This is a genomic window from Nitrospirota bacterium (assembly GCA_016214855.1).
Classification (GTDB): Bacteria; Nitrospirota; Thermodesulfovibrionia; order Thermodesulfovibrionales; family UBA6898; genus UBA6898.
In genome coordinates, this window is sequence record JACRMT010000004.1 from 243,902 (window position 1) to 266,452 (window position 22,551).

Sequence of the window (22,551 nt, forward strand, 5' to 3'; positions counted from 1 at the left end):
CGATCATCCGATGAGCCGCTTTCCAGACCGCTTCTTTGTCCTCATCTTCGGCCTGATATCAGCAAAGACCCTGAAATGTTCATTAATAAGAAATCTCACTTCCTCCGGCTTATCAACCAGAGAAAAGAGCGCAAAGTCTTCTCTCTCGATAGTACCCTCTGCAACAAGCGTCTTTTTCATCCAGTCGATCAGACCCGCCCAGTATGCCGACCCATAGAGAATTATCGGGAAGGACTTGATGCGCTTAGTCTGGACAAGGGTAAGTGCCTCGAAGAGTTCATCCATTGTGCCAAACCCGCCCGGAAAAATAATGTACGCAATGGCATATTTTACGAACATCAGCTTCCTGATAAAAAAATAACGGAAGGAAAGGCTGATATCCTGATATTTGTTCGGTATCTGCTCACTCGGTATCTCAATGTTCAGACCGACTGAATGGGCCTTTCCTTTCTTTGCCCCCTTATTCGCTCCCTCCATGATGCCAGGGCCGCCGCCCGTGATGATGGCAAATCCGTCATCCGCAAGTTTTCTTGCCACGGTCATGGCATCGTCGTAATAGTTATTGCCCGGTTTCAGCCGAGCGCTGCCGAAGATCGTGACCGCAGGGCCAAGATCATTGAGCGTTTCGAACCCTTCCACGAGCTCTGACTGTATCCTGAATACGCGCCATGTTTCAGATGTCTTAAGATCTTCCATATGAGCTATCTCCTTTATCTGACTTTCAGTTCTTTCAGCAGCCGTGCAATATCAAACTCTTTCTGCATGATCTCTTCTGTCTTCTGCACCTTCTTCTGCTCCCTGATACTGATCTTGCCCATCACTGATTCGATCTTCTGCACCGTTGCAAACGTGTCCTCATGCACTGAAATGATCGGCGTGTTGGTCAATTTTGCCTTGCCGATGATCACGTCGTTCGTATAGAGCCCGCCGGTCAGGATAATGCATCGGGTCGAGGTCTCAAGCGCTGCAAGCTGAATATCAGAGCGGTGTGCGCCGGTAATGACAGCCTTGTTCGGTGTCCGCCTGAAATATTTCAAAGCACTGTCTACATCCATGGCTCCGATCGAAAATGATTCAACGAATGCATCCAGACCCTCTTCGCAGCAGAGCACCTTGCCGCCGAGGATCTCGTTCAACTGCCGCACGGTTATCGCATCAAGCAGCATATCCTTCTGGAGAGCAGCAAATACCGCAATGCCCCTTTTTTCGAGGAAAGGACGGACAGATTGTTTTATATGCTCATGGACCGCATCGGGCACCTTATTGATCACGGCACCCATAAAGTCCTGACCGAGCAACTCCTTTGCGCCGACAATTGCGTCAATCGAACTATCGCCATTCCAGGGCTCTACGATCAGCGTCCTTGCCTTAAGGTGACGGATCAGCTTCAGACCATGAATACCAAAGGTAACTCCTTCGTAAAGATCAGCCGCACCGTTGACCAGCACCAGATCTTTGTTCGTAATAGAAGAAATCGCCCTGTTAATATCATCGAACTTATCCGAGGGTCTGCCTTTCAGAAGGTTATTCTGAAGCTCATAGGTCACGACAAAGGGAGAGACAATCTCTGCGGGCTCGCTGATATCGAGCGCTTTTCTCAGGAAATCGGCATCAGCGTCAACAATGCCTGTGCCCTGCTGCAGGGGGATCTTGCCGTATGGTTTGATGTACCCGATCGAAAGACCCTTTTCCTTCAACATAAGGCCGAGTCCCAGAGTGATCAGGCTCTTGCCTGAGAACCCTGTAGTGGACGCTATATACAGGTAATGCATTTACGTACCTCCTTTATCTTCATGACTGAGGATGATCCTTGAGTCAAGGGCTACAGCCCCATTATTCAAAACGACAAGGGGATTGATATCAAGCTCATGTATCAGCGGAAAATCCGTTGCGAGCATCGAGAGCCTCACAATGCTCCGGGCAATGGCATCAAGATCAGCAGGCTGCTCTCCGCGAACACCCTGAAGAAGCTGGATCGTCCTGATCTCATGGATCATCTCACTCGCCGCTGAAAGGCTGACCGGCACGATCCTGAACGAAACATCCTTTAATACCTCAACATAAATACCGCCAAGGCCGAACATGATCATATGGCCAAAGGTCCTGTCAAAGGTGATGCCGAGAATCACCTCTTTGCCCTTCGGCACTGTCTCATACACCGTTACGCCGTTGATGAACGCCTTGGGCATGAATTTCCTGGCATTCAGGGTGATGGCGGTAAAGGCATCCTTTGCCTCTTTTTTGGAATTGATATTGAGCTTCACCCCGCCGATATCGGTCTTGTGGAGAATATCAGGCGATGAGATCTTCATGACGACCGGAAACCCAATGGCAGCGGCAGCATTTGCAGCCTCATTCGGTATCTTTGTCAGCTGCTTCGTCGGGAACCTGAACCCATAGTGCATCAGGATCTCGCGCGCACTGTCCTCTGCAAACTGTATCTGCCCATTCACACGTGCCTTTCTGATGATCTCTGCAACAGCATCCCGGTTCACTTCAGGACAGAAAGACAGATCCTCTTCCTTCTTCTTCCAGAGTGCGTAGTTGTAGAGTTTCCTGAACGACTTCACTGCAGGCTCAGGATAGGAAAAATTCGTTATCGCTGCAGCCTTGAGCATGGCCACTGACGACCGCACCCTTTCCTCTCCCATGAAGCTCGCGATCAGGGGCTTGTCGGTCTTCATCGACGACTCGATCACGGTCTTTGCAGTCTCCTCAACATTCACCATAGCCTGCGGCGTGAGAATGATCAGCATGCCGTCCACATTCGGGTCATTCAGCGTGCGCTCGATCGCCGCAGCGTACCGCTCAGATGTCGCATCGCCGATGATGTCAACCGGGTTATAGAGCGATGCGTTCTTCGGAAGCGCGGTCATAAGCTGTTCGATCGTTTCCCTGGAAAGCTGCGGCAGATTAATACCGAGCTTTTCCGCCATATCTGCAGCGATAATGCCAGGGCCGCCCGCATTCGTGATAATAAGCAGGTTATTCCCTTTGGGCAGCTTGCCGAAATGAAATGCCAATGCTGACTCAAAAAGGTCTTCTACGCCTTCTGCCCTGATCACCCCGGTCTGTTTGAACGCAGCGTTAAACGCATTTTCAGAGCCCGCAAGCGCACCGGTATGGGACGATGCAGCGCGGGCTCCAGCCTGCGTGCCGCCGGATTTGACAAGGATGATAGGTTTGACCTTTGTGGCTTTTTTGGCGATCTCAAGGAACCTCCTGCCCTCGACCACATCCTCGATATACCCAAGGATGATGTCTGTCTCAGGGTCCTGCATAAAATATTCTATGAAGTCCGTCTCGTTCAGGTCAGCCTTGTTGCCGAGACTGATGAACTTTGAAAAGCCGATCTTGTTGCCGATGGCCCAGTCGAGTATCGCAATACCGAGCGCCCCTGACTGGGAGAAGAATGCAAGTCTGCCTTTGGGGAGCATGCCTGCTGCAAAGGTGGCATTCAGGTCATTTGTGGTATTGATGATGCCAAGACAGTTCGGGCCGAGTATCCGGATATCGCCGGTCTTTCTGAGGGCTTTAAGCTCTTCCTCAAGCAGTATGCCTGCAGAGCCAGCCTCCTTGAATCCGGCGCTGATGATGACCGCTGACCTGATTCCTCTTTTTATGCAGTCCCTGATGCAGTCCGGTACCATGGCAGCAGGGATCGAGACAACGGCTAGGTCGATCTCTTCAGGAACGTCAAAGATGCTTTTGTATGTCTTGATGCCGAGGATCTGGTCTGCCTTGGGATTGATCGGAAAGATCTTATCCTGATACCCGAACTTTTGGAGGTTATTCAGGATCGCAAAGCCGACCTTCTGGGAGTCCTGCGACGCGCCGATGACAGCAACTGACTTTGGATAGAAAAGTGTATCAAGCACGCTTCATCATACTAAAGAACCGGTACGATGGCAAGGACGAATGACAAATGCATACCATAAGACCGGAGCGGGATAAATGCCTCTGCATATGCTATTACTATGGTATAAAATCAGGATCAGGAAAGCCGGGGACTACCATAAAAATTGCGGAAGTATATGCGCATCAGAAGAGTTTTACGATGCTCCGGCTGTCATGGAAAGCATGACAAAAATCCTCATGTCCACTACTTGCCTTCTATCTTTGTCTTGTCCTCGATTACTCCCTCAGCGATGCCCTTTTTGAAGTTCCTGATCGCCTCACCGAGGCTTTTCCCTGCAGAAGGCAGCTTGCTGGGGCCGAAGAATACAAGCGCTATCACCAACACAACGATCATCTCAGGCAATCCGAGTCCGAACATGTTTCCTCCATATGAAACGCTTATCTCTATAATATGCTTACATTGCCAACAAGTTCAAGGGCAGGCGGAAGAACGCCAATAACCTCATCCCCTCCCAGCTCCTATCGTAAAGAGGGGGTGCTGAAGGCCGGCGCGTTATTGTCAGACGCCTTCCTGAATCGGGTCATGGACCGTATCCTCAGAGGCAGCTGCCGACGACTCCGAAGAAGAAACCTCGCCTCCTGCCGGACGCTTTTTCCCTCTGCGGGGTCTCCGCTTTCTGCGTCTCTTCTGCTCCTGCGGCAGAGCAGGCACAGCTTCGTTCACCGCGCCTGCCTGTTCTGTCGGTTCCTCAGCCTGAGCAGGTTCAGCCGCCTTCGCATGTTTCTGGGGAATCTGTTTCTGCTGTGACTGCTTCTGCTGGGCATGCTTCTGTTCAGGCCGGACATGCTCTTTCGGCGGTTCAGGTCTGTCTGTTTCGATTTTGTACTGGCCGGTCAGGAGCTTCGGGTCAGCGATCAGGGCGACCGTAATGCCGAATTCTTTTTCCGTGGCCGCAATATCAGACCGCCAGGTATTGATCATATAGTTCATGCTCTCGACCGGGAGACGGCAGGTGATCTCTTTGGCACCTTCCTTTGTTGCCTGCACATGCATCTCACGGAGTGCAGCGACCGCTGCCATCTCGGCGCTCTTGACAACACCGGTGCCTCCGCAGAGCTCGCACTTATGGTGGCTCGACTCCTGGTACGCAGGCCGCATACGCTCCCGGGTCATCTCGACAATACCGAACTTCGAAATGGGGGTCGTCTCAAAATGAGCCTTGTCCGGGCTCATCGCATCCTTCAGACGCTGCTCGACCTCACGCCGGTTCTTGGAGGATTCCATGTCGATAAAATCAATCACCACAAGTCCTCCCAGATCGCGAAACCTGAGCTGCCGGGCTATCTCATCAGCAGCCTCAAGGTTCGTATTGAGCGCTGTTGCCTCGATATGCTCCTCCTTGCGGGACCTTCCAGAGTTGACATCAATTGCGGTCAGTGCCTCGGTCTTGTCGATCACAATATACCCGCGGGAAGGAAGGTACACAAAGCGCTCATGGATCTTGGCGATCTGTCCCTCGATGTTATGGCATGCGAAGATTGGTTTCTTGTCCTTGTACTGCCTGATGTTTATCTTGCGCCAGGGAACGGTCTTTCGAAGGAATTCCTTGGTGTTCTTGAACGCCTCCGGATCATCGATCAGGACCTCATCGACATCCGAGGTGAGATAATCACGAACGGTCTTAACTGCAAAATCCTGTTCCTTATAGATAAGCGCCGGCGCATGCACCTTCTTTGATTCTGCCTGTATTTTTGCCCAGAGCTTGGTCAGGTACTTCAGGTCATTATCAAGGTCCTCTTCTGTCTTGTCGCTGCCTGCGGTCCGCAGGATAAAGCCCATCTTCTTCGGAAGTTTCAGGGAATTGAAGATCTCCTTCAGTCTGCCCCTGTCCTCCCGGTCCTCGATCTTCCTCGATACGCCAACCTTTTCCTGGCCGGGCATCATGACGATGTACCTGCCGGGGATAGAGAGATAGGTGGTCAGACTTGCGCCCTTGTTGTCCCGTTCGTCCTTCTCGACCTGTACGATAAGCTCATGACCCTTTGCTATGACGTCCTGCATCCTCGGCTTCTTGCTGCCTTCGACCGTGTGCTGATAAAATTCGGGTTTTATCTCGCGAAGCTGGAGGAAACCGTGCTTCTTCTGGCCGAAATCAACAAAAGCAGCCTGCAGGCCCGGCTCCACCCTCACCACTTTCGCCTTATAAATATTGCCTTTGAGATGCTCCTTGCCTGCGGTCTCGACATAGAAGTCGATCAGGGCGTCGCCTTCCACAATAGCCACGCGCTTCTCCTCGGAATGAGCAGCGTTAATCAGTATTCTTTTCTTCACCTTCACCTCGTTGTTCCGTATTCTTTTTGTCCGGTTCATCTGCATCCCGGTCAGGATCTTTGTGAACCAGCAGTATTGATGCTCTCAGCGGCATGTCCGGATACAGGACCGTCGCTTCAATGATCTCCTCAAGAGGATAATCATGAAAATGGGTATCAGGGAACACGATCCTCAGAAACCTGCGTTTCAGCAGAAAACAGCGCCTCGATCTGCCGTCCCCAGAAACCAGAGGGATTATAACATGTTCAAGGTCTTCCTCAAGACCATATTTTCGAATGAGCTCCTGTAATTGCTCCATACATGCAGTTCCTCACTGTCATTCTATCAAATAAATCGGAGAAGACCAACTACGCAGAGCCGGCGGCGTGGGATCTCATTGCGGATTTGACTTTACGCCAAATTGGAATTTAGACTGTATCCCTATGAAAAAAGACCTTATTGCCGTTTTGACAACAGCGCTTGAGACGCTCAATGTTTCCCCGCTGCCGGTCATCGAGATCGAGACGCCGCGCGAGGAATCCTTCGGCGATCTTTCAACGCCGCTCGCCATGGGACTCGCCAGGGCATTGAAGAAAGCCCCGAAAAAAATAGCAGAAGATATCGTGAATGCGATCAGGGAAAGGCAGATCTTTGAGAAGATCGAGATCGCAGGTCCCGGATTCATCAACTTCACCTTTACCCGGGAATATCTCGCGGCATCGTTCAAAGAACTTCTGAAGGCGGAAAGATCATTCCTGCGCGAAAATGTAGGACAGGGCCGCAAGGTGCTGATCGAATATGTGAGCGCCAACCCGACCGGGCCGCTTCATATCGGCCATGCCAGGGGCGCAGCAGTCGGCAATGCGCTCTGCAATCTGCTCGAGGAATCGGGGTACCATATCGAGCGCGAGTACTACATCAATGATGCAGGCAGGCAGGTGAAACTCCTCGGCATGTCTGTGCATGCCAAATATCAGCAGCTTCTCGGCATTGAGGCTCCGTTTCCTGAAGACGGGTACCGGGGTCAGTATATTGATGACGAAGCAACAGCACTCCATGCGGAGAGGAGCGACGCATTCAAAGGCCTCCCCTTTGAGGCCTGCGGCAATGAAATTACGACATGGACATACAGGCGGATGATCGAACTCATCAGGCGAGACCTCGGCCGCTTCGGCATCAGGGACTTTGATACCTGGATCAGTGAAAAAGAGATCTTCGAAAGAGGCGAGGTCCAACAGGCGATCGATGACCTGCAGCAAAAGGGCTTTTTGTACGAAAGCGGCCATGCGCTCTGGTTCCGTTCCACGGATTTTCGTGACGACAAGGACCGCGTCGTGATCAAAAGCGACGGGCAGCACACGTATTTTGCCTCTGACATTGCGTACCACAAGAACAAGCTCGACAGACATTTTGACATCATCATAGACATCTGGGGCGCTGACCATCACGGGTACATCCCGAGGATCGAATCGGTGATGCAGGCATATGGGTACGACATTGCACGGTTCAAGGTGATCCTTGTGCAGATGGTCAATCTCCTGAAGCACGGAGAGCCTTTCCAGATGTCAAAGCGGGCAGGCACCTTTGTAACCCTGAGCGACATAATGGACCTTGTCGGTCCTGACACGACCAAATTCATCTTTCTTACCAGAAAGGCAGACAGCCATCTCGATTTCGACCTCGACGTCGTGACCGCGACCACTGCGGAGAATCCGGTCTTTTATGTGCAATATGCCAATGCCAGGATCAACAGCATCATCGCCAATGCACGGGAAAAGGGCATCGATGCAACGGATGCAGACCTCTCCTTCCTGTCTGAGCCTGCAGAGGTCGGTCTTATCAAGAAACTTCTGACCTACCCCATGGTCCTCGAAGGCGCAGCACGCTCCTTTGAGCCGCACCGGATAACCTTCTATCTCCAGGAATTAGCCGCCATGTTCCACACCTACTACCATAACCACCGGGTCGTCGGCGATGACCCCGGTCTGACCAGCGCCCGCCTCGCCCTCTGCGCAGGCATCAAGATCGTCATCGGCGATGCACTCGGCATCCTCGGCGTTACTGCGCCGGAAAAGATGTAAAGGGTTTTCGGCGCTCCTGACTGCTCCCGCATGAGTTGACAGGGCCCTGAATATCCTGTTTTAATAACGCACGATGATAAAGAAATCAGACAAAATATGGATGGACGGAAAACTTGTTGACTGGGACAAGGCACAGGTCCACGTACTTACGCATACGCTGCACTATGGCCTCGGCATGTTCGAGGGTATTCGCTGCTATAAGACAGACAAAGGCTCAGCGATCTTCAGACTTGACGAACATGTCGACAGGCTCTTCGCATCAGCCCATATCTTTAACATCGAGATACCCTTTTCCAAAAAAGAGATCAGGGATGCGATCATCAAGACCGTCAAGGTCAATAAGCTGAAAGAATGTTACATCAGACCGCTCGTGTATATCGGGTACGGGGCCATGGGGCTCTATCCGAAGGGAAATCCGATCAGCGTTGCCATAGCTGCCTGGCCGTGGGGCGCATACCTTGGCGATGAAGGCATCGACAGGGGTATCAGGATCCAGGTCTCTTCTTTCACACGGCACCATGTGAATTCTTCCATGACGCGGGCAAAGGTCTGCGGTTATTACGTGAATTCCCAGATCGCCAAGAAAGAGGCTATTGCCGGCGGGTTTGACGAGGCGCTGCTTCTTGACCCTGAAGGCTATGTCTCTGAAGGCAGCGGCGAGAATATCTTTATTGTCCGCGACGGACAGATCAAGACCACGCCTCTTACCACCATTTTGGAGGGCATCACACGAGACAGCATTATGAGGATAGCGCGGGACAATAAGATCCCGGTTGTGGAGGAGCGGTTCACCCGTGACGAGATCTACATAGCGGACGAAGCATTTTTTACCGGCACTGCAGCTGAAGTGACGCCCATCAGGGAGATCGACAACAGGAAGATCGGCACAGGAAGCCGCGGCAGGATCACAAAAAAACTGCAGTCCGTATTCTTTGATGTCGTCAAGGGCAAGAACAGGAAATACGATTCCTGGCTTACGAGAATTTAATCGGCAGACAACAGCTGTTCAGGTTGTTCAGCCTGCAGCTTTTAGTCCTAACCCTACAGACTATCAACCTAACCTGCTTTGTATGCATAAATAAAAAAGCCCCCTGAAAGTTCAGGGGGCTTTTTTATTTAATCGAGGCTGCTTATTTCTTGTGGCACTTTCCGCAGTTCGCTGCGTCGCTGGTCTTGAATGCCTTGGTGCCGTTATGGCACTCGCCGCAATTCTTGCCTGCGTTCATGTCAGCCATAAGGTATTTGCCACCCTTCTTCATCGGGAAGATCTTGGTGTGGCAGTCGTTGCACTTCAGGCCCTTGTCAGCGTGGGTCTTGCCATCAAACACGACCTTTCCTGCGCTGCCGCCTGCGAACTCAACGTTCTTTCCCGGAGGAACTGCAAGCGCGCTGCCTACGAATGCTACAATAACAAGCAGAGCTACAAATAATACTGTCTTCTTCATCTCTTCACCCCCTTCCTTTGTTGAATTTTATTCCCTGAATGATCAAGGATTACAAGAACTATGCCAGGCGCATTATACCCCACAAGGGAGTATAAATAGCAAACAAAAAAGGACCTTTCTGCTGATACACCCCCCTTGTGGGATATACGCAGATTCCCGATACGGTCAACACGGTTTCCCGTTTCGGAAAGAGAGCTCAGCAAGTATATCTCAGAGGTAATCCTGTATGTCAAGTATAAAATCTGCGGTTTGCTTTATCGATTACCACCGTGGTAATATTTCTGAAAACTTCCAGGAGAATTTCATGCGTGACAAGATCAAACCAGGATTAACCTTTGACGATGTCCTGTTGCTTCCTGCCAAGTCAGAAGTGCTGCCGAGGGACGTTAATATTCATACCCATCTGACGCCAAAGATCAGGCTGAATGTTCCCCTGCTCACCTCTGCCATGGACACGGTAACCGAGGCATCCATGGCGATAGCTATTGCCCGGGAGGGCGGCATTGGCATTGTCCACAGGGCCATGGCGCCGGACCGGCAGGCCTTTGAGATCGACAAGGTAAAAAAATCTGAAAGCGGCATGATCATAGACCCTATCACGGTCTCTCCTGACTCACCTGTTTCAGAGGCCACAGGCCTTATGGAACGGTATAAGATCTCAGGCGTCCCGGTCACGGTCAATGGAAAATTGGTCGGCATCCTGACGAACAGGGACCTCAGATTTGAGAAGCATTACAGCAAAAAAGTATCTGAGATCATGACAAAAACCAAACTCGTTACCGCAGGGGTCGGCACGACGCTTGATGAAGCAAAAGACCTCCTCAACAAGTACAAGATCGAGAAACTTCCGATCGTAGACAAGGATTACAGGCTCAAAGGCCTGATCACGATAAAGGACATAGAGAAGAGAAGAAAATACCCGAACTCCTGCAAGGACAAAATGGGCAGACTCATGGTCGGCGCTGCCATAGGCACAGGCCAGGATACCATGAAGCGGGTCGAACTCCTGGTCGCTGCAGGTGTTGACGTTCTTGTCATTGATACCGCACATGGCCATTCCAATGCAGTCATATCCACGCTGAAAGCCATAAAAAAGAAATATGATATCGAGATCATTGCAGGAAATGTTGCAACGGCTGAAGGCACGCTTGACCTTATCAGGGCGGGCGCTGATGCAGTAAAGATCGGCATCGGTCCCGGCTCGATCTGCACAACGCGCATTGTTGCAGGAGCGGGTGTTCCGCAGCTGACTGCCATTATGGACTGCTATGCTGTGGCAAACAGAAATAAGATCCCGATCATCGCAGACGGCGGCATCAAATATTCTGGTGACATTGCCAAGGCTCTTGCCGCAGGTGCGAGTTCGGTCATGATCGGCAGCCTGTTCGCCGGCACCGATGAATCACCGGGCGAGGTCGTTCTCTTTCAGGGAAGAAGCTATAAGGTATACCGCGGCATGGGCTCGATCGGGGCCATGACCCAGGGAGCAAAGGACCGTTACCAGCAGGAAGGCGTAGAAACGCAGAAGCTGGTCCCTGAAGGCGTTGAAGGCAGAGTGCCGCACAAGGGTTCTCTGGCCCAGACCGCTCATCAGCTATTAGGCGGCCTTCGTTCAGGTATGGGTTACTGCGGGGCAAAAAATCTTGCTGATTTCCGCAAAAAGGCACGTTTTGTTCAGATCACCAATGCAGGACTGAGGGAAAGTCACGTGCATGACGTCATAATCACCAAGGAGGCTCCCAATTACCGGCCAGAGTGGTAGAACGCTCACCGTGCACACAGGGAGACAGACGAACAGCCATGCATGAAGAAAAGATATTAGTCCTCGATTTCGGCTCACAGTACACTCAGCTCATTGCGCGAAGGATCCGCGACGGTAAGGTCTATTCCGAGATATTCCCGTTCAATGCCCCCAGCGAAAAAATCAGAGCCTTTAACCCCAAAGGCATTATCCTGTCGGGCGGGCCGTCGAGCGTGTACGACGAAGGTGCGCCTGCCCCTGATCTGGAAGTATTAAGACTGGGCATACCCGTGTTAGGCATCTGCTACGGCATGCAGGTTATGGCCCATTATCTGGGCGGCAAGGTCGCCCGGTCAACAAAGAGGGAATACGGCCATGCTGAGCTTATCATCGATAATGACAGGGACTTTCTCTGGGGCATCTCGCAGGAGTCCAAGGTCTGGATGAGCCATGGAGACAAGATAGAGCAGCTGCCCAAAGGTTTCTCGGTCATCGGCCATACGGCCAATTCTCCGGTTGCTGCCATGGCGGATGTCAACAGGCATTTTTATGCGGTCCAGTTCCATCCCGAGGTGGTCCATACGGACGAAGGCACTCGCATACTGCAGAACTTTGTGCACACGGTCTGCGGCTGCAGACCTACCTGGGAGATGTCATCCTTTATTGACTGGTCTGTGGCGGACATACGGACAAGGACAGAAGGCAAAAAGGTAATCTGCGCATTGAGCGGCGGCGTGGACTCATCGGTCGTTGCGCTCCTGCTTCATAAGGCGATCGCCGACAGCCTCACCTGCATCTTTGTTGACAACGGTCTTCTCCGCAAAGGAGAGGCTGAAAAAGTGAAAAAGACCTTTGAGGGTCATTTTCATATCAGACTCATCTATATCGACGCACGGAAGCGGTTTCTGGAAAAGCTGAGCGGCATTACTGATCCGGAGAAAAAGAGAAAGATTATCGGCAACGAGTTCATTGCCCTCTTCGAAGAAGAGGCTAAGAAGATAGCGGATGCCGAGTTCCTTGCGCAGGGAACGCTCTACCCGGATGTGATAGAAAGCGTATCCTTCAAGGGGCCCTCAGCCGTGATCAAGAGCCACCATAATGTCGGCGGTCTGCCTGAGGTGATGAACCTGCAGCTCGTGGAACCGCTCAGGGAACTCTTCAAGGATGAGGTCCGCATACTGGGCGAAGAGCTGGGCCTGCCTGAGGAGATCTGCTGGCGCCATCCCTTCCCCGGCCCCGGATTGGCCATACGCTGCATCGGTGACATAACCGGGGAAAAGCTGCATATCCTCAGAGAGGCTGATGCGATCGTGCTTGATGAGATCAAGGCCGCAGGTCTGTACCGCGAAATATGGCAGGCCTTTGCCGTGATCCTGCCGATCAAAAGCGTCGGGGTCATGGGAGATGAACGCACCTACGATAATGTTGTCGCTGTTCGGGCGGTCACCAGTGTCGACGGCATGACCGCTGATTGGGCAAAGATCCCCTATGAGGTGATGGGAAGGATATCGAACCGGATCATCAATGAAGTGAAAGGCGTCAACAGGGTAGTGCTTGACGTAACCTCAAAGCCTCCCGGAACGATCGAGTGGGAGTAGAAATAGTAATAAGTAATAAGTAACGGGTGAAAGATGTTACCCTTCACTCATCACTCATCACCTATCACGTAATATTATGGATATAAAATTTTATCTTAAAGATAAACAGACGCTGATAGATACGTTCTTCAGGGAATTGTACGGCAGACAGCATCATCCCCCTATTCTGCAGGAAGCTATGCTCTATTCGCTTTTTGCCGGAGGAAAACGAATACGGCCTATCCTTGCGCTCGCAGCATACGAAACCTGCGGCGGCGATCCGAACGAGATCGTTCCCTATGCGTCGACACTCGAGCTGATCCATACCTATTCCCTGATCCATGATGATCTTCCTGCCATGGACAATGATGATCTGAGGAGGGGTAAACCCACGAACCACAAGGTATATGGCGAGGCGGTCGCTATCCTTGCGGGAGACGCCCTTCTCACCGAAGCATTCAGTATCCTCTCGGATACTTCCCTGTCATCTAAGGTTCCCGTATCTCACCAGATGGCAGCACTGCGGGAAATAGCCCTCGCCTCAGGCCTTGACGGCATGGTGGCCGGGCAGGTTCAGGATATGCTCTCCGAGAATCAGGAGCCTGATGCTGAAACCCTTCAGTTCATCCATTCGCACAAGACCGGGGCCTTGCTGCGCGCGTCAGTGCGTATCGGTCCTATTCTCTGCGGGAGCAGCCAGGAAGTGCTTGATGCCCTGACGACCTATGGGACCAACATCGGCCTTGCGTTCCAGGTGATCGATGATATACTTGACATAGAGGGCGATACCGAGGAAATGGGCAAAACAGCAGGCTCTGATGAAAAGATCAACAAGATGACTTACCCTCGTTTTTACGGCCTGCAGAGGTCAAAAGAGATAGCCCAAAACCTTATTACCAACGCAAAGACTGCTCTCTCTCTCTTTTCATCTGAAGCTGATCCGCTCAGGGAAATTGCCGATTATCTCCTGACAAGGAGGAACTGATGATCCTCGAAAAAGTATCTTCCCCGCAAGACCTCAGAACGCTCAGTGCTGATGAGCTTAAAACATTGTCCGATGAGCTCAGGACCCTGATCATAGAGACCGTTGCCGTAAATGGAGGGCATCTGGCATCCAACCTCGGCATCATCGAGCTGACCATTGCACTTCATCATGTCTTCAACTCGCCCGTTGACAAGATCGTATGGGATGTCGGCCATCAGTCCTATGCCCACAAAATTCTGACCGGCCGAAAAGAGACATTCACGACCCTCAGGACAGAGAAGGGTATTTCGGGTTTTCCAAAAATAGCGGAAAGTCCGCATGACGCCTTCGGCACAGGCCATAGTTCAACATCCATATCCGCCGCCCTCGGACTGCTTGAGGCGCGGGACAGAAATCATGAGCAGTTCAAGGTGATAGCGGTGATCGGTGACGGCGCCCTCTCAGGAGGCATCGCCTTTGAAGGCATGAACAACGCCGGCCACGGCAAGAAAGACCTTATCGTGATCCTGAACGACAATGAGATGTCCATATCCCCCAATGTCGGGGCCCTTTCAGCATATATGAACAGGATCCTTACCGACGAGCGATATCGCAAATTCAAAAAGGATACGATATCCTTTCTTGAGGGCATACCAAAGCTCGGCGGCTCTGTTGCAAAGATCGCGAGAAAGACCGAAGAGACCCTGAAAGGCATGATCCTTCCCGGCCTGCTCTTTGAAGAGCTCGGCTTTGACTATATCGGTCCTATTGACGGCCACAACACCGAACTGCTGATCGAAACATTGAACAGGATAAAGTCCTCGACATCGCCCACCCTTGTCCACGTGATCACAAAAAAAGGCAAGGGATATGAGTTCTCCGAAAAAGACCCCTGCGTGTTCCACGGCATCGGCCCGTTTGAAGTCGAGACAGGCTCGCCGCTCAGCACCGGCTCGGTCAGCTACAGCGCTGCCTTCGGCACCTGTCTTGCTGAACTGGCAGAATCAGACCCGAAGGTTATCGCCATCTCTGCGGCAATGAAGGAAGGGACCGGGCTCGACTGCTTTGCGGAACGTTTCCCTGACCGTTTTTATGATGTCGGCATTGCAGAGCAGCATGCCGTAACCTTTGCTGCAGGCCTCGCTGCCGGAGGACTCAAACCCGTGGTTGCTGTGTACTCTACATTTCTGCAGCGCGCGTACGACCAGATCATCCATGATGTCTGTCTCCAGAACCTTCCGGTCGTATTTGCCATAGACAGGGCCGGTCTCGTCGGTGAAGACGGTCCCACTCACCATGGCATCTTTGATATATCCTTCCTCAGACATATCCCAAACCTCACCTGCCTTGCACCGAAGAATACCGAGGAGCTGAGATTGATGCTTGCCTGGGCATTGGACCATGCAGGCCCGGTGGCGATTCGCTATCCGCGCGGCAGGGCGCCGCAGTCCGGTATTCCTGCTTCTCCCATGGCTCCGGGACGGGCGGAACTGCTCCATGAAGGTAATGACATGATCATCATGGCGATCGGCAACACTGCCATCGATGCTCTCCGGGCAGCAGTTCGTCTTGAAGCCGCAGGCATTCATGCTTCCGTGATCAATGCCCGGTTCATCAAGCCCCTTGACCGCGACATCATCCTGTCCATGGCATCTCGCATACCCAGAATCCTTACCGTAGAGGAGAATGCCCTTCAGGGAGGGTTCGGCAGTGCTGTTATGGAGTGCCTCAATGAAGCAGCGATATCACACACAGCCGTGAAACGACTCGGCATTCCGGATCATTTTATTGAACAGGGCAGCATGAGCAGTCTCAGAGCCGCCTGCGGCATTGACGAAGAAGGCATCTATCAGGCCGCCCTCTCCTTCATGAAAGAACCCCTGAAGACAGGTGGGTAATCTGCAGGTATTTAGGGGGATACGTGGAAACAATGTTCCGGGATCTCAAAAAGTTCATACCTGACAGACTACGGTCTAAGCAACCTAATAAGCTCCACCGATGAAACAAAAAGACAGATTGGACAAGATCATGGTTGACAAACAACTGGTGAAGAGCAGAGACCGGGCAAAGGCGCTCATCATGGCAGGAAATGTCCTCGTTGACGGAAGACAGGAATCCAAGGCAGGCGCTCTCATTGATGTCAACGCTGTTGTAGCTCTCACGGAAAAGGATATTCCGTTTGTGAGCAGAGGCGGCGTCAAGCTCGAAGGAGCGCTGGCCTTTTTCAGGATCGATCCTGCCGGCAAGACCATAATGGATATCGGAAGCTCCACCGGCGGTTTTACCGACTGCGTATTAAAACACGGAGCAGCACGCGTCTATGCCATTGACGTCGGTTATGGCCAGCTTGACTGGTCTCTGAGGAATGACCCGCGCGTCATCCTGCACGAAAAGACGAACATCCGGCATCTGGAGCATGACCGCATCCCTGAACTGGTCGATCTCGTCGTGATCGATGTATCATTCATCTCCCTCACCCAGGTGCTGCCCAGAGCGCTCGATTTTCTCTCTCCCGAAGGCAACGTGCTGGCCATGGTCAAACCTCAGTTCGAGGTCGGCAGAGAAATGGTCGAAAAAGGCGGCGTCATACGCGATGAGCAGAAAAGACGCTCTGCAGTACAAAAAGTAAGCGAATTTTCCGCAACTGCCGGGTTCCTGGTCATGGGGGATTACGAGTCTCCCCTGCCCGGACAGAAAGGCAACAGGGAATATTTCATTCACCTAAGGAGAAAGAATCATGTATGAGCCGAAAATTCTGATAGGACTCGACTACTCCGTCGCGTCCAAAGAAGTCATAGAGATCCTGATCGAGGCGGCAGATGACGCGGAGATCTTTCAGGAGATCGCGAGGACGAACACGAACAGACCGGAAATCCTGGAATTGCTGCATGAACACCCGGACACGCCTGCTGATGTCAGAAGCCTGATCTCAGGGTCTCTTCATCTGCCTGCCAAAACTGCAACAGAGATTGCAAAGGTGGAGAGGCCGAAAGAGGCCCGCGTGCAGAATGTCCTTCAGAAGATCCAGACGCTGACCGTCTCCCAAAGGGTCCAGCTTGCCATGAAAGGAAGCAGGGAGATCCGCGGGATCCTGATCAAGGACACCAACAAAGAGGTCATGCTCAGTGTGCTGGACAACCAGAAGATCACTGACACGGAAATTGAACTGATCGCCCGCTCCCGTTCGGTCAACGAGGAAGCACTGCGCAGGATCGCCAAGAACAGGGAGTGGCTCAAGTGCTATGCTGTGGTTTATGCATTGGTGACAAACCCCAAAACACCTCCCGGGATCTCGGTCGGTATGGTAGGCGATCTCAAGACCAAGGACCTGATAATCCTCGAAAAAAATAAAAATGTGCCTGAAGTCATCCGGAGTGCAACGAAGCGGCTGCTACAGATGCGAAAACCGAAATGAGCTGCACCTCCCCGGAGCGTATGATTTGAGAACAAGACCCGGTTTCCGATGAAGCTGTCCGCCGGGCGCCTCCGCAGCAGCCTTGCATTCCGGACGATCGCTCCTGTTGTAGCGATAGCGCTGATAGCCTGGATCAGCCTGTACATCTTTGTCCTGCGTTCAGTCTCCCAATTCGCTGACAATCGGATACGCGAGTCATTTGTCGAAATGGCCCATGATGTATACCTGGTCTGTGACCGGAGCCTGAACGAACTGTATAAGACCGGCACGTTTGATGAGGAAAGCACCATACGGATAAAAAAGACACTTGCGCTCGACATGATCGGGGATTTCATGCGCCAGAACAAGCTCGCAGGCATGGTCATGCATCAGGGGAAGATGCTGTTTGCTGCAGAAGGCACCCCAAAAGAACTTTCAGACGCTGCCGCAAAGCTGAACAACAGCAATGCCGTTACGGCCTTTCCTCTCGGCAGTCGTACCTACTACGCCTACCAGATCAGATTTCAGCCCTGGGAATGGGACATTACGCTGATCAAGGACGCTGCAGATTACGCGTCCCTGCTGCACAGCGTCAAGCTCGCTTATGGCATTACCGGCTTTATGCTGACCGCCGTGACCCTGCTCTTTATATATTCTCTCAGAAAGAATATCCGTTATCCTCTCAGCAGCATCCTCGACCCGATCAGCAGAGGGGAGATGCCTGTCTATAGGGGTATCACTGAATTCGAGCACTTGAGCAACAGCATTAGAAGTGCCATGGAACTCCGTGACCGGGAGACCCGCATGCTGAACAATATTTATCACCTTGCGGCAGTGAAGCGGGGAAAGGATTATTTTGACGAAGTTGCGATGACGATCTCGCGGCTCTTCTCCCTGCACGCCTATCTGTCTAAGCTTAACCCTGACGGAGAAACCGAGCAGATCGTTTCCCTGCATATAAACGGCGCCATCCGCAAGGGTTTCGGCATGCCCCTCAGGGGTACCCCGGACGAAAGCGTGATCGAGAAAAAACATATTGTTGTCATCGAAGCTGGGCTGAGGCAGCAGTTCCCTGACGTAAAGGCCTTTGCTGAGGTCAATGCCGATTTTTTCATCGGCTTCGCGATCTTCAACAGTAAAAGTGAGGCGATCGGTATTATCGGCGCTTTTGGCGAGAGGCGGGAGATCACAGAATCGGACATCAAGGTTCTTCAGACCATAGGACAGATCGTTGCAGCAGAGTTCGAACGCAGCGACGAGGAAAAAGAGAAGGAGAGCATCAGGGAGCAGCTTTTTCAGGCGCATAAAATGGAAGCTATCGGCACCCTTGCGGGCGGTATAGCGCATGATTTCAATAATATGCTCCAGGGCATTCTGGGACATGCATCCCTGCTGAAGGCTCTGATCAAACCGGGGACATCCCTGTATGAATCAGCGGATACGATCGAACATATTGCGGACCGCGCTGCACAGCTTACCCGGCAGCTTCTTGGCTTTGCAAGAAAGGGGAAATACCTTATAGAGCCCATTTCGGTCAATGAAGTTATCAACGCTGTTCTGAAGATCATTACAAAGACCTTTGACAGGAACATAGAAATAGAAACCGACCTCAGCAGTGAAGGCATGACCATTGAAGGCGACCGAAGCCAGATCGAGCAGGTTATTCTGAACCTCTGCCTGAATGCCAGGGACGCCATGCCGGGCGGTGGGACACTCCGCATTGAGACAGCCATAAGGAGCGATGCGCCGGACAGCATCGGCCGCGGAGATACGTTTTCCCAAAAGGTGACCATAAAGATAACTGACACAGGGTCAGGCATTGCCGAATCAGTTAAAGAGCATATATTCGAGCCTTTTTTTACGACAAAGGAACTGGGCAAGGGAACCGGCATGGGTCTTGCCATGGTTTATGGCGTTGTCAAGAATCATGCAGGCACGATCAATGTTGAAACTTCTCAGGGAAAGGGCACTACATTCACCGTAAGCTTTCCGGCTTCAAATCCGGTCGCCAGTGTCATACAGGCAGTGCAGCCGGCGCCTGCTTCCGGCAGAGGAACGATCCTTATCGTTGACGATGAAGATTACATCAGAAGCATACTCCAGACCATGCTTGAGAAACTTGGATACCGCGTGATCTCTGCGGTCAACGGCAAAGAGGCTCTTGAGGTATATGCCGAACAGCAGGCAGACATTGACCTCGTGATCCTGGACCTTATCATGCCTGTCATGAACGGCGAGGAAGCATTCCACCGTCTCAGAGAAATCAACGAAAAGGTAAAGGTCCTTATAGCCTCCGGACATACCACTGCAGGAGATCCGGGTTTTCCGCTTCAGCAGGGCCTGCACGGCTTTATCCAGAAGCCCTTCTCTCTGCACAGTATCGCTGATAAAGTCCAGTCCCTGCTTTCCGTCTGATCCTGCGCTGCCTTGCGCAGAAGCCGACAGGCGGCTCTGTTTACAGCGCAGTCGATCTCATCAATCCTCCCGGGACGTTCTCGCGCTTTCTTATGCAATTACCTTTGAAATAATGCTTCTGCCCATTACACTCCCCGTTCGTTCGGGTCGAATATAATCTTATGCAGCTGCATATTAAGCCTCACCTCAAGCCTGTCCTGAAGGATCCAGCCCGCAAGCTCCCGCGGCTCAATACTGCCGGCTGCCGGAGAAAAAAGGACCGTGCAAAGGTTCGCAAGTCCCTGTTCCCTTACCAGCTTCCTTGACCATTCATAATCGTGCCTGTCGCAGATAACGAACTTGATCTCGTCTGCCGGTTTTATGTGTTCAAGATTGGCAATATCGTTTTTTCCGCTCATACGGCTTGAAGGTGTCTTCATGTCCATGATCACGATCGCGCGCCTGTCCAGAGCGCTGATGTTCATGCTGCCGTTCGTCTCAATAAGCACCCGGTATCCTGCATCCAGCAGCCTCTTCGTAAGTTCCACGACCTCATCATGCTGCAGCAGCGGTTCGCCGCCGGTGATCTCCACAAGGTTCAGCCCGGCGACTCTTACTTTTTCGATGATCTCTGCAACGGTCATTTCGGTCCCGCCCTCATAGGAATAGGAGGTATCACAGTACGCGCACCTGAGATTACAGCCGCTCAAACGGATAAATGTGCAGGGAGTCCCTGCATAGGTTGATTCGCCCTGAATGCTGGTAAACAGTTCGCAGACCTTCATGGATTTCCGTTATGTCCCTGATCTGATCGTCATATAGCCTGAGAAGAGTATAAGAGCTCCGCCGAGAAGAGAATTCTGGCCCGGCACTTCCTGGAGAAAAAACATGCTCAGCAGGATTGCACACACCGGCTCCAGATAACCGAGCACTGCGGCCCTGCTTGCCGATACTTCCCGGAGCCCGCGGTAATACAGGACCGGGGCAATGATCGAATGAACCAGGCCCGTGAAAAGAAAGCTCCAGAGCGCATGCATGGGAAACTCCCGGATAAAGGGTGCAAGACATACAAGGATGGTGATATTCACGATGTAGGCAATCATGAAGGGTCGGTATTGTGCGGCATATCTCCTTGCGATAATAATGATTACAGCATATGAGGCACCGGAAGCAAGTCCGGACAGGATCCCTATCAAATGACCCGGTTGCACCGAAAACCCGTCGAGCATGATCCAGAGTCCTATGGACGAAATGACAATAGATCCGATCAGCAGCATCGTGATCTTTTCCTTAAGAAACAGGGCAGCGAGAACAGCAACAATAATAGGGGCGGAATAATGCGTAAGTACGGCATTCGATATGGTCGTCATTTTAAATGCATAGAAAAAGGCAAGGCTGTTCACCAGGCTGACAAGACCTAACAGAACAGGTGCTGCAAGCTTTTTCCTGCCCCCTACTTCTTTGATGTAGCCCTTATGCCATACAATAAGCGACTGCACCGTGACAGCAATAACCAGTGAGTAGAACAGAAATATATGCACCGGCACGTCAGAAAGTCTGACTATCACACCGAGGGAACTCCAGAGAACAATGGCAAGAAGGATGTAGAACTGGGCCATGAGGCGGCGTTACGGTTTCCGGAATCTCTTTTTTAAGGCTTTTTCGACATGGGGAGGGACCAATCCTCGCACTGAACCGCCGAGGGATGCCATCTCCTTGACGATCGTGGCGGTAAGATACGAGTACTCCTCGCTCGGCATCATAAAGACCGTCTCAATGTCAGAAGAAAGTCGTCTGTTCATAAGAGCCATCTGCAGTTCGTACTCAAAATCCGATACTGCCCGAAGCCCCCTTATGATGGCAACCCCTTTTCTCCCGGACACATAATCCACCAGAAGGCCGTCGAACATCTCCACCCTCACCTGTTTATATTTCTTCAGCGTTTCGCGAATCAGGTCCAGTCGTTCTTCGATGCTGAACAAGGGGTTCTTTTTCGGATTCGGAGCAACACCCACAATAAGATGATCGAATATCCTCAGACCCCTCTTCACAAGGTCAAGATGACCATTGGTGAATGGGTCAAACGTACCCGGATAAATGCCTAATTTTCTGTTCATGGTCCATTCCTGTAGAGGGCAAGTCTCGTATCGCCGTACCGGTACTGCTTCATGAGCCTGAGGCGGCCTGCAGCATCGGGTACAACCACCTTTGCTCCATGCTCACAAAGCAGCACGCCCTGTGCATCTAAAATACCATATTTGCTGATCAAGGGAAGGATTTTCTCTATCTCATCCGAGTTATAAGGCGGATCTGCAAAGATAACGTCATATGTCTCTCCGGTCAAAGAAGCTCTCTGCAGGAATGATTCAACCTCCTCGCAATGAACAGATGCCTTTGACGCCAGATCGAGCTTTTCGATCAGTTCACTGATCGCCCTTGCCCTCGGACGCACGGATTCAATGAAAACCACATGTTCTGCTCCGCGCGACAGCGCCTCTATGCCCATTGTGCCGGTCCCTGCGTAGAGGTCAAGAAAAGATGCGCCCCCGATCTCATTTCGCAGGATATCGTAAACAGCCTCCCGGACCTTTGCCGGCGTTGGCCTGAGGTCGTCCTTCCCTGCCCTTTTGACAAAGAGTTTCTTTGAACCGATCTTTCTTCCCTTAAATTCCCCTGCCGAAATGCGCATATATTACCTCAGCCTTCTAGTGTACGATCCTGATGTAGTCTACACCCTCAAAGGTCGTAGCCACCACCCTGCCGGTCACATGCACCGGGACATGCGT

At 51.9% G+C, this 22,551-nt stretch carries 20 protein-coding genes; 9 read left to right on the plus strand and 11 right to left on the minus strand.

Annotation, left to right across the window (positions count from 1 at the left end; genetic code table 11):
• Nucleotides 1-3: 3 nt before the first annotated feature.
• From HZB62_03200 to HZB62_03225, 6 genes are all read right to left on the minus strand, one after another.
• Nucleotides 4-696: a TIGR00730 family Rossman fold protein gene (locus tag HZB62_03200; GenBank protein MBI5074169.1), complete on the minus strand. Its 693-nt coding sequence runs from the start codon at nt 694-696 to the stop codon at nt 4-6.
• A gap of 14 nt (nt 697-710) precedes the next feature.
• Nucleotides 711-1,772 (minus strand): phosphotransacetylase family protein, encoded by a 1,062-nt coding sequence (locus HZB62_03205; protein ID MBI5074170.1) that lies wholly within the window; start codon nt 1,770-1,772, stop codon nt 711-713.
• Complete coding sequence (locus HZB62_03210) at nt 1,773-3,878, minus strand: acetate--CoA ligase family protein (protein ID MBI5074171.1); 2,106 nt, start codon at nt 3,876-3,878, stop codon at nt 1,773-1,775.
• 224 nt (nt 3,879-4,102) lie between these two features.
• Nucleotides 4,103-4,276 carry a twin-arginine translocase TatA/TatE family subunit gene (tatA, locus tag HZB62_03215; GenBank protein MBI5074172.1) on the minus strand — a complete coding sequence of 58 codons (174 nt, stop codon included), beginning with the start codon at nt 4,274-4,276 and terminating at the stop codon, nt 4,103-4,105.
• Between the two features lie 141 nt (nt 4,277-4,417).
• Nucleotides 4,418-6,229: an Rne/Rng family ribonuclease gene (locus HZB62_03220; GenBank protein MBI5074173.1), complete on the minus strand. Its 1,812-nt coding sequence runs from the start codon at nt 6,227-6,229 to the stop codon at nt 4,418-4,420.
• On the minus strand, nt 6,168-6,488 hold the full coding sequence (locus HZB62_03225) for a hypothetical protein (protein MBI5074174.1): 321 nt from the start codon (nt 6,486-6,488) through the stop codon (nt 6,168-6,170). Before HZB62_03225 ends, HZB62_03220 begins: the two co-directional genes overlap by 62 nt.
• 124 nt (nt 6,489-6,612) lie before the next feature.
• Here HZB62_03225 and HZB62_03230 point away from each other — a divergent pair, with 124 nt between their 5' ends.
• Entirely contained in the window at nt 6,613-8,250 is a 1,638-nt protein-coding gene (locus tag HZB62_03230; GenBank protein MBI5074175.1) for an arginine--tRNA ligase, read from the plus strand.
• A 73-nt stretch (nt 8,251-8,323) separates the two neighbouring features.
• Nucleotides 8,324-9,238, plus strand: a complete 915-nt coding sequence (locus HZB62_03235; GenBank protein ID MBI5074176.1) for a branched-chain amino acid transaminase — start codon at nt 8,324-8,326, stop codon at nt 9,236-9,238.
• A 142-nt stretch (nt 9,239-9,380) separates the two neighbouring features.
• Here HZB62_03235 and HZB62_03240 read toward each other — a convergent pair whose 3' ends face one another.
• On the minus strand, nt 9,381-9,695 hold the full coding sequence (locus tag HZB62_03240) for a cytochrome c3 family protein (GenBank protein MBI5074177.1): 315 nt from the start codon (nt 9,693-9,695) through the stop codon (nt 9,381-9,383).
• A 304-nt stretch (nt 9,696-9,999) separates the two neighbouring features.
• Here HZB62_03240 and guaB point away from each other — a divergent pair, with 304 nt between their 5' ends.
• The 7 genes from guaB (at nt 10,000) to HZB62_03275 (ending at nt 19,786) form a co-directional block, all read left to right on the plus strand.
• Nucleotides 10,000-11,457: an IMP dehydrogenase gene (gene guaB / locus HZB62_03245; protein MBI5074178.1), complete on the plus strand. Its 1,458-nt coding sequence runs from the start codon at nt 10,000-10,002 to the stop codon at nt 11,455-11,457.
• A 38-nt stretch (nt 11,458-11,495) separates the two neighbouring features.
• The gene (gene guaA, locus HZB62_03250) at nt 11,496-13,034 is read left to right on the plus strand and encodes a glutamine-hydrolyzing GMP synthase (protein ID MBI5074179.1); all 1,539 of its coding nucleotides are present in this window, start codon (nt 11,496-11,498) and stop codon (nt 13,032-13,034) included.
• A gap of 76 nt (nt 13,035-13,110) precedes the next feature.
• Complete coding sequence (locus HZB62_03255; GenBank protein MBI5074180.1) at nt 13,111-13,998, plus strand: polyprenyl synthetase family protein; 888 nt, start codon at nt 13,111-13,113, stop codon at nt 13,996-13,998.
• Complete coding sequence (locus HZB62_03260) at nt 13,998-15,875, plus strand: 1-deoxy-D-xylulose-5-phosphate synthase (protein ID MBI5074181.1); 1,878 nt, start codon at nt 13,998-14,000, stop codon at nt 15,873-15,875. The genes HZB62_03255 and HZB62_03260 overlap by 1 nt, the downstream gene beginning before the upstream one ends.
• Nucleotides 15,876-15,975: 100 nt before the next feature.
• The gene (locus HZB62_03265) at nt 15,976-16,722 is read left to right on the plus strand and encodes a TlyA family RNA methyltransferase (GenBank protein ID MBI5074182.1); all 747 of its coding nucleotides are present in this window, start codon (nt 15,976-15,978) and stop codon (nt 16,720-16,722) included.
• Entirely contained in the window at nt 16,715-17,392 is a 678-nt protein-coding gene (locus HZB62_03270) for a hypothetical protein (GenBank protein ID MBI5074183.1), read from the plus strand. The genes HZB62_03265 and HZB62_03270 overlap by 8 nt, the downstream gene beginning before the upstream one ends.
• Before the next feature lie 48 nt (nt 17,393-17,440).
• Complete coding sequence (locus HZB62_03275) at nt 17,441-19,786, plus strand: response regulator (GenBank protein ID MBI5074184.1); 2,346 nt, start codon at nt 17,441-17,443, stop codon at nt 19,784-19,786.
• Nucleotides 19,787-19,911: 125 nt separating this feature from the next.
• Here the strand turns inward: HZB62_03275 and HZB62_03280 are convergent, their stop codons facing one another.
• Genes HZB62_03280 through rsmD form a run of 4 tightly spaced genes read right to left on the minus strand, consistent with a single transcriptional unit; the run spans nt 19,912 to nt 22,454 of the window.
• Nucleotides 19,912-20,550: a radical SAM protein gene (locus HZB62_03280; GenBank protein ID MBI5074185.1), complete on the minus strand. Its 639-nt coding sequence runs from the start codon at nt 20,548-20,550 to the stop codon at nt 19,912-19,914.
• Nucleotides 20,551-20,559: 9 nt separating this feature from the next.
• On the minus strand, nt 20,560-21,384 hold the full coding sequence (locus HZB62_03285; protein ID MBI5074186.1) for an EamA family transporter: 825 nt from the start codon (nt 21,382-21,384) through the stop codon (nt 20,560-20,562).
• 9 nt (nt 21,385-21,393) lie between these two features.
• A complete protein-coding gene (gene coaD, locus HZB62_03290; protein MBI5074187.1) occupies nt 21,394-21,882 on the minus strand; it encodes a pantetheine-phosphate adenylyltransferase in 489 nt (162 codons plus the stop codon).
• Nucleotides 21,879-22,454 (minus strand): 16S rRNA (guanine(966)-N(2))-methyltransferase RsmD, encoded by a 576-nt coding sequence (rsmD, locus tag HZB62_03295; protein MBI5074188.1) that lies wholly within the window; start codon nt 22,452-22,454, stop codon nt 21,879-21,881. The genes coaD and rsmD overlap by 4 nt, the downstream gene beginning before the upstream one ends.
• Between the last annotated feature and the right edge of the window lie 97 nt (nt 22,455-22,551).

What these genes read in the sequence shown, in the direction of transcription:
- HZB62_03200 (MBI5074169.1), bottom strand. Translation starts at nt 696, where the DNA reads ATGGAAGATCTTAAGACATCTGAAACATGGCGCGTATTCAGGATACAG.
- HZB62_03275 (MBI5074184.1), top strand. Translation starts at nt 17,441, where the DNA reads ATGAAGCTGTCCGCCGGGCGCCTCCGCAGCAGCCTTGCATTCCGGACG.
- HZB62_03260 (MBI5074181.1), top strand. Translation starts at nt 13,998, where the DNA reads ATGATCCTCGAAAAAGTATCTTCCCCGCAAGACCTCAGAACGCTCAGT.
- guaA (MBI5074179.1), top strand. Translation starts at nt 11,496, where the DNA reads ATGCATGAAGAAAAGATATTAGTCCTCGATTTCGGCTCACAGTACACT.
- HZB62_03280 (MBI5074185.1), bottom strand. Translation starts at nt 20,550, where the DNA reads ATGAAGGTCTGCGAACTGTTTACCAGCATTCAGGGCGAATCAACCTAT.
- HZB62_03235 (MBI5074176.1), top strand. Translation starts at nt 8,324, where the DNA reads ATGATAAAGAAATCAGACAAAATATGGATGGACGGAAAACTTGTTGAC.
- HZB62_03230 (MBI5074175.1), top strand. Translation starts at nt 6,613, where the DNA reads ATGAAAAAAGACCTTATTGCCGTTTTGACAACAGCGCTTGAGACGCTC.
- HZB62_03265 (MBI5074182.1), top strand. Translation starts at nt 15,976, where the DNA reads ATGAAACAAAAAGACAGATTGGACAAGATCATGGTTGACAAACAACTG.
- coaD (MBI5074187.1), bottom strand. Translation starts at nt 21,882, where the DNA reads ATGAACAGAAAATTAGGCATTTATCCGGGTACGTTTGACCCATTCACC.
- tatA (MBI5074172.1), bottom strand. Translation starts at nt 4,276, where the DNA reads ATGTTCGGACTCGGATTGCCTGAGATGATCGTTGTGTTGGTGATAGCG.
- HZB62_03240 (MBI5074177.1), bottom strand. Translation starts at nt 9,695, where the DNA reads ATGAAGAAGACAGTATTATTTGTAGCTCTGCTTGTTATTGTAGCATTC.
- rsmD (MBI5074188.1), bottom strand. Translation starts at nt 22,454, where the DNA reads ATGCGCATTTCGGCAGGGGAATTTAAGGGAAGAAAGATCGGTTCAAAG.
- HZB62_03285 (MBI5074186.1), bottom strand. Translation starts at nt 21,384, where the DNA reads ATGGCCCAGTTCTACATCCTTCTTGCCATTGTTCTCTGGAGTTCCCTC.
- HZB62_03205 (MBI5074170.1), bottom strand. Translation starts at nt 1,772, where the DNA reads ATGCATTACCTGTATATAGCGTCCACTACAGGGTTCTCAGGCAAGAGC.
- HZB62_03255 (MBI5074180.1), top strand. Translation starts at nt 13,111, where the DNA reads ATGGATATAAAATTTTATCTTAAAGATAAACAGACGCTGATAGATACG.
- HZB62_03270 (MBI5074183.1), top strand. Translation starts at nt 16,715, where the DNA reads ATGTATGAGCCGAAAATTCTGATAGGACTCGACTACTCCGTCGCGTCC.
- guaB (MBI5074178.1), top strand. Translation starts at nt 10,000, where the DNA reads ATGCGTGACAAGATCAAACCAGGATTAACCTTTGACGATGTCCTGTTG.
- HZB62_03225 (MBI5074174.1), bottom strand. Translation starts at nt 6,488, where the DNA reads ATGGAGCAATTACAGGAGCTCATTCGAAAATATGGTCTTGAGGAAGAC.
- HZB62_03220 (MBI5074173.1), bottom strand. Translation starts at nt 6,229, where the DNA reads ATGAACCGGACAAAAAGAATACGGAACAACGAGGTGAAGGTGAAGAAA.